The sequence below is a fragment of the Halomonas sp. BC04 genome, from assembly GCF_000568385.1.
This window is the reverse complement of sequence record NZ_AZQX01000038.1, coordinates 1-6,730: the sequence shown is the minus strand read 5'-3', so window position 1 is coordinate 6,730 and position 6,730 is coordinate 1. Positions and strand designations below refer to the sequence as shown.

Here is a 6,730-nt window from a genome sequence, read left to right as displayed (position 1 = left end):
GCATCGCGCCCGCCTTCGTTGTGTCCCAGTACCAGGGCACGCAGGCGTACGCGGCCGTCGCTCGCCACCAGCCGCGAGGAGAGACGCGGCTGCAGGTCCAGCGCCGGCGGCATGTGCTGGCTGGCTTCCTGGGAAATCACCAGTTCACTGCCTTCCGCGGCGGTCATCAACTCGAGGGCACCCTGGGTCACCTGCCCCAGTGGGTCGACCAGTTGACGCTCGGGCAGATAGACCACGCGGCCGCTGTTGAGGCCGGCGGCCAGTTCAATACGCGGCGCATCGTCCGCACCGCTCCAGTGGCGCGCAATCTCGTCGGGCAGCACCCGACGGCAGTGTTCGTAGAGTGCGACCAGTTCGGCCAGCTGGTGCGCCGGGCCGTGGGTACCGAAGCAGGCCAGGCCCAGGCCACCGGTAGCGCCGGGCAGCCAGAACCCCCCCAGGTGATGACACTGCTGTTCCAGCCAGCGCATCAGCTCGATCTGCAGGGCCAGGCAGGCGCGGGTCTCGTCGCGGGCCGAGAACTCGCCCTTCACGCGCAGGCGAATGGCCATGACCGAAAGCTGGCGCTGCTCGATCTCGTCCTCCCGCAGCGGCGAGCTGCCGGCCGCCAGGTGCGAGAGAAGGCGCCCTGCGAGGAGAGTCCCTGCAGGTCGGGATTGCCGTCGGACCAGTAGCGCGCCAGCTGCAGGAAGCCAGGCTCGGGCTGCTGACCGGAAAGGGCCAGCAGCTGCAGATAGGCGCTGTACTGTTCGTGGGCGGCCGCCAGCTGGCCCTGTTCGGCCAGCTGGCGCACCAGGCGTTCGTGGAAGGGGCCATAGCCCGAGAAGCGGCTGACCAGGGCCTGCAACAGATGGTCGGGCACCTCGTCGTTGCTCTCGAGGATGGCCTCGGAAAAGCGGATCACCCGCTGGCGCCATTCATTGCGCAGCTGTACCAGCCAACGCTGGAACTCGGTGCAGGAAGGCAGCTGAAGCTCTTCGACCAGATCGCCACGGTAGCGTTGAAGCAGCCGCTCGAGGGTTGCGATATCCTTGGGTCCTTCGAGGAGCCGCTGGAGTTCATGCAGGTCGAAGTGCCAGCTCTCGGGAAGTCGGAAGGCAATGGTCTGGCGGGATACCACCAGCACCCGCTCTGCCTCTTCTCCCAGCGACTGCCGCAGACAGTGCAGGGCATGGCGCAGGTTGGTGCGCCCGGAAGAGAGGCCCTGGTCGGGCCACAGCAACTCGGCCAGGCTGGCCCGGTTGATGGGTTGCTGGTGCAGCAGCAGATAGACCAGTAGCGCCTTGACCTTGTCATAACTGAACTGGTTGAGGACGTCATCGCCCAGTGTCAGAGAAAACTGTCCAAACAGCGCTAGCTGATCCCATTCGTTATTATGAACGTCTTGTGGAGCGTCCTGCATGTCGGGAACCCTGCATGGCGAAAGCGGTGGCCTCAGCCCGGCACACCACTATGAAAACGAAACGCCTTGTCCGGCGTGACTATCAGCTCTGCTTCGCGTTCGGCGAAAAAGGCAACCCGGTCGTCGATAGGCCCTGGAGCGAGATGCCGCGCCAACATTAGATAATCCTCGTAATGACGACCTTCCGACTTAACCAGAGTGCGGTAGAACTTGGCAAGCTCGGCATCCAGGTGTGGAATCAGTCGAGCAAACCGTTCACAGCTTCGCGCCTCGATATAGGCGCCAATAATCAGAATATCGACCAGCCGCGCCGGTTCTTGAGGCGTGACGTGCTGGCGCAGCCCTTCCGCGTATCGGGAGGCGCTGAGATGACGATAGACGATACCCCGACTCTCCATCAGTTTCACTACCTGCTCGAAGTGCAGCAACTCCTCCCGGGCAAGCTGCGACATCTTGGTCAGCAGCAAGGGCTCGTTGACGTAACGATACAGGAGACTCATTGCCGTCGAGGCCGCCTTCTTCTCGCACTGCGCGTGATCGATCAGCAGCAGCTCGGGATTCTCGAGCGCCCAGGCTATCCAGGCATCGGGTGTCGCACAGCCCAGGAAGTCCAGCAGGTCCGGTGCCAGCAGGCACTCGTCGCTGGGCGCTTCCCCTGTCTCGGAAATGGTTTCGGGCATGGTCTCGGGCATGTCATTGGCTCGGGTAGTGTGCAATCGACAGATCGGGTGGTGCGTTGCTATGTCTTGCTTGAGCGCTGCTGCTCAGCGCGGCGGTGTTCGGCGGCCTCGTTCAGCGCCTGGCTGAGCCGTGCGTGTAGTTCTGCGACATCCAGGCCAAGGGCCGCTTCGGTGGGTACCAGACCATAACGTGGCAGCGCCTGGATGCGCGTGCGCCCCACCCGCAACAACTCCACCGCTCGCGAAAGCGCCGGCTGTTCGGGCCGGAAGCGGATTCGGTAACGCAGCAGCTGGGCTTCGAGGCAGTCGGCATCCACCACGCACAGGAAGCGACCAGCCACGCTTTCACGCAGCGCATCCAGTTCCGCCATGCGCGCCGCACGTTCGTCACCGGACAGGCCAAACCAGTCGAGGATCTCACCGTCGCCACGCTGGCAACCCCGGCAGACCGGGTCGCCGAGCGTGGTGGAACAGAGCCCCACGCAGGGAGATGTGATGCTGGCAGCCATGGCGCTTCCCACCTCGGTCGATTCCCTGATATTTCGGTGCCCATGGTAACGCGACCGAGTGCGACAGGCACCTGTCGAGGCAGTTCAATGTCGCACGATTTGTAACCGCACGAACATTGCGCCGACCAAAGTTCAAGGCGGCCCCCAGGGGGGTCGCCTTAACATTGTCGACAGTTTGGCGTAGAATCGCCGCACCCAGTGACCCGGTTGTTTCACTAGCCAGAGCCGTCATTTCACCGATGCCGATGATGCATCGGTGTGCTTTGGCCAACACTATAGAAGAGGGCCCCAACGTGCTTGAAGCCTATCGCCAACATGTCGAGGAACGCGCCGCCGAGGGCGTCCCGCCGAAGCCTCTGAACGCCGAGCAGGTCGCCGCTCTGGTCGAACTGCTGAAGAACCCGCCCGCCGGTGAAGAGGAGTTCGTTCTCGACCTGCTGACCAACCGCGTTCCCCCGGGCGTTGACGAGGCAGCCTACGTCAAGGCCGGCTTCCTGACCGCCATCGCCAAGGGTGAGGCCAGCTCTCCGCTGATCGACAAGGTGCATGCCGTCAAGCTGCTGGGCACCATGCAGGGTGGCTATAACATCGTCTCGCTGGTGGAGCTGCTCGACGACCCCGAACTGGCCAAGGAGACGGGCGAACAGCTCAAGCACACCCTGCTGATGTTCGACGCCTTCCACGATGTGGAAGAGCGGGCCAAGGCAGGCAATGCCGTGGCCAAGGACGTCATGCAGTCCTGGGCCGACGCCGAGTGGTTCCTGTCCAAGCCCGCCCCGGCCGAGAAGATCACCCTGACCGTGTTCAAGGTGCCCGGCGAGACCAATACCGACGACTCTCCCCTGCCCCGGACGCCTGGTCGCGCCCCGACATTCCGCTGCATGCCAACGCCATGCTCAAGAACGAGCGCGAAGGCATCGTACCGGAAGTGCCCGGCACCACCGGCCCGTTGAAGCAGATCGAGGAAGTGAAGGCCAAGGGCTTCCCGGTCGCCTACGTGGGCGACGTGGTCGGCACCGGCTCCTCGCGCAAGTCTGCCACCAACTCGGTGCTGTGGTTCTTCGGCGACGATATTCCCAACGTGCCCAACAAGCGCGCCGGCGGCTTCTGCTTCGGCGGCAAGATCGCCCCGATCTTCTTCAACACCATGGAAGATTCCGGCGCCCTGCCCATCGAGATGGACGTTGCCAACATGGAAATGGGCGACGTCATCGACGTCTACCCCTATGAAGGCAAAGTGTGCAAGCACGGCACCGACGAGGTCGTCACCACCTTCGAGCTCAAGACCCAGCTGATCCTCGATGAGGTGCGTGCCGGCGGCCGCATCCCGCTGATCATCGGCCGTGGCCTCACCGGCAAGGCGCGCGAGTCCCTGGGCCTGGCGCCCTCCGACGTCTTCCGCCTGCCCGAGCAGCCCGTCGACACCGGCAAGGTTTCACCCTGGCCCAGAAGATGGTCGGCAAGGCCTGCGGCCTGGACGGCGTTCGCCCGGGCATGTACTGCGAGCCCAAGATGACCACCGTCGGCTCCCAGGACACCACCGGTCCGATGACCCGCGACGAGCTCAAGGACCTGGCCTGCCTCGCTTCCAGGCCGACCTGGTGATGCAGTCCTTCTGCCACACCGCCGCCTACCCGAAGCCGGTCGACGTGGACACCCACCACACCCTGCCCGACTTCATCATGAACCGTGGCGGTGTCTCGCTGCGTCCCGGCGACGGCATCATTCACAGCTGGCTGAACCGCATGCTGCTGCCCGACACCGTGGGTACCGGCGGCGACTCCCACACGCGCTTCCCGATGGGCATCTCCTTCCCGGCGGCTCTGGCCTGGTGGCCTTCGCCGCCGCCACCGGCGTCATGCCGCTGGACATGCCGGAGTCGGTACTGGTTCGCTTCAAGGGCAAGCGGCAGCCCGGCGTCACCCTGCGTGACCTGGTCCACGCCATCCCCTACTACGGGATCAAGCATGGTCTGCTGACCGTAGCCAAGGCGGGCAAGAAGAATGCCTTCTCCGGTCGCGTGCTGGAGATCGAAGGACTCGACGACCTCACCGTCGAGCAGGCTTTCGAGCTCTCCGACGCCTCCGCCGAGCGCTCCGCTGCCGGCTGCACCATCACGCTCTCCGAGGAGAGCGTCGCCGAGTACCTGAAGTCCAACATCACCCTGCTGAAGTGGATGATCAGCAACGGCTACGGCGAAGAACGCACCATCAGCCGTCGTATCGCGGCGATGGAAGAGTGGCTGGCCAACCCGAGCCTGATGCGCGCCGACAAGGATGCCGAGTACGCCGAGGTCATCGAGATCGACCTGGACGAGATCAAGGAGCCGATCCTCTGCGCGCCGAACGACCCGGACGACGCCCGCCTGCTTTCCGAAGTGGCCGGCGAGAAGATCGACGAGGTGTTCATCGGTTCGTGCATGACCAACATCGGTCACTTCCGCGCCGCGGGCAAGCTGCTCGAGAAGCAGCCGGCCGGCAGCCTGAAGACCCGCCTGTGGCTGGCGCCGCCCACCAAGATGGACCAGCACCAGCTGACGGAAGAGGGCTACTACGGCATCTACGGCCGCGCCGGTGCGCGCATGGAGATGCCGGGCTGCTCGCTGTGCATGGGTAACCAGGCCCGCGTTGCCGCCAAGAGCACCGTGGTCTCCACCTCCACCCGCAACTTCCCGAACCGCCTGGGCGACGGTGCCAATGTCTACCTGGCCTCAGCGGAACTGGCGGCGGTGGCCGCGGTGGAAGGTCGCCTGCCGAGCGTCGAGGAGTACCAGCGTTACATGGGCGAATTCGACGCCATGGCCGGAGAGATCTATCGTTACATGAACTTCCATGAAATCGAGGAGTATCAGAAAGCGGCCTCGAATGTGATACCCGTAGCCCAGGAAGCCTGATAAGCTATGACCCCGGAAGCATTATTTCGACTCCGATGCTCGCAACATCGAAGGCCCCCACCCAAGGGTGACGGCCGGAGCCGATGACCAAAGCGCCCCTTCATTGGGGCGCTTTTTTGTGCGCGGCCGTTCAGGCAGCAACAACGGCGACGGCAGCGAACCTTTCGTAACCTCAGTCAGCTTGTGGCGCTCAGGCCACGAGACTACGTTATAGATGTCATAGGTTGTCATAGCACTGCGCTGACAGCCGATATTATTTCAGCGCATCGGCACAGCCGGCGGAATGACCGCATGACAAGAAAAAGCCAAGGATATCAAGGCAAAGGACATCAAGGAGAAATCAATGTCGGCAAGAAAATTACTGACCGCTTTGCTCGCCTCTGCCGCTCTATTGGCCGCCAATACCGCACTCGCCAATCCACCGCATCAAACCTACGCCTATCTCGGCCTGGGCACCGGCTTCAGTTCACTGGAAAATGATCGCGACGAGGTCGACAATTTCATCGAGAGCGGAGGGCGCAACTTCAGCATCGACGATGACGGCAACGTCTGGAAGGGCTTTGCCGGCTACCAGATCAATCGCTACCTGGCAGCCGAAGTCTTCTATGCCGACCTGGGAAGGGTCCGGCTACGCGGTCAGGACGGCGCCAGCACCGATCTGGAATCCACCGCCTATGGCGCCAACCTGGTCGGCCAGTTTCCGATAACACCCTGGTTCAGCCCCTTTGCCAAGGTGGGTGCTGCCAGTTGGGAAACCAAGGTCGAAGGCAACCTCGGCGATGCCAGCCTCGAACTGCAGGACAACGACGGTTTCGACCCGGTCTACGGTGTCGGCGCCCGGTTCGACTTCAACCCGATCATGCTGAGGGCCGAATACGAACGCTACGACTTCGATAGCGACTACACCATCGATACCTTCAGCGCCTCGGTCGGCTTTCGCTTCTAACGCCTCCCTTCCATCACGACCCATGACGCCGGGCCTTGTCCCGGCGTCGCCGACTCTTGATGAAAGCTCCGACGAAACGACGACGGTGACCCCGCACGAAGTGTGGCATCATCGTGCGACATCGTCATTTCTTCAGGCCAGGAGCCGTCCATGAGCGCCATCATTACACCCGACATCTGCGACGCCCACCCCGAAGTACAGGTACTCGATCCCGTCTTCGTCAACTTCGGTGGCCGCGAGGCATTCTGCGGACCGGTGCGTACCGTGAAGTGCTTCGAGGATAATTCGCTGGTCAAGGAG

At 63.2% G+C, this 6,730-nt stretch carries 3 protein-coding genes and 3 pseudogenes; 3 read left to right on the top strand and 3 right to left on the bottom strand.

What is annotated here, in order from left to right; translation table 11 throughout:
• From Q427_RS02860 to Q427_RS02850, 3 genes and pseudogenes are all read right to left on the bottom strand, one after another.
• Positions 1-1,402 (bottom strand): annotated as a pseudogene (locus tag Q427_RS02860) (AfsR/SARP family transcriptional regulator); the annotation flags it as partial.
• A 32-nt stretch (positions 1,403-1,434) separates the two neighbouring features.
• The gene (locus Q427_RS02855; RefSeq protein WP_051496077.1) at positions 1,435-2,094 is read right to left on the bottom strand and encodes a tRNA-(ms[2]io[6]A)-hydroxylase; all 660 of its coding nucleotides are present in this window, start codon (positions 2,092-2,094) and stop codon (positions 1,435-1,437) included.
• A 47-nt stretch (positions 2,095-2,141) separates the two neighbouring features.
• Positions 2,142-2,591, bottom strand: coding sequence for a DUF1289 domain-containing protein (locus tag Q427_RS02850; RefSeq protein ID WP_043510814.1), 450 nt, complete (start codon positions 2,589-2,591; stop codon positions 2,142-2,144).
• A 293-nt stretch (positions 2,592-2,884) separates the two neighbouring features.
• Between Q427_RS02850 and acnB the strand changes: the two are divergent.
• The 3 genes and pseudogenes from acnB to Q427_RS02835 all read left to right on the top strand — a co-directional run.
• Positions 2,885-5,484: pseudogene (gene acnB / locus Q427_RS02845) on the top strand (bifunctional aconitate hydratase 2/2-methylisocitrate dehydratase).
• Positions 5,485-5,827: 343 nt separating this feature from the next.
• The gene (locus Q427_RS02840; RefSeq protein ID WP_043510811.1) at positions 5,828-6,430 is read left to right on the top strand and encodes a porin family protein; all 603 of its coding nucleotides are present in this window, start codon (positions 5,828-5,830) and stop codon (positions 6,428-6,430) included.
• Positions 6,431-6,580: 150 nt separating this feature from the next.
• Positions 6,581-6,730, top strand: a pseudogene (locus Q427_RS02835) (putative 4-hydroxy-4-methyl-2-oxoglutarate aldolase); the annotation flags it as partial.

Excerpts from the sequence above, each read along its gene's own strand:
- Q427_RS02855 (WP_051496077.1), bottom strand. The coding sequence starts at position 2,094 with ATGCCCGAGACCATGCCCGAAACCATTTCCGAGACAGGGGAAGCGCCC.
- Q427_RS02850 (WP_043510814.1), bottom strand. The coding sequence starts at position 2,591 with ATGGCTGCCAGCATCACATCTCCCTGCGTGGGGCTCTGTTCCACCACG.
- Q427_RS02840 (WP_043510811.1), top strand. The coding sequence starts at position 5,828 with ATGTCGGCAAGAAAATTACTGACCGCTTTGCTCGCCTCTGCCGCTCTA.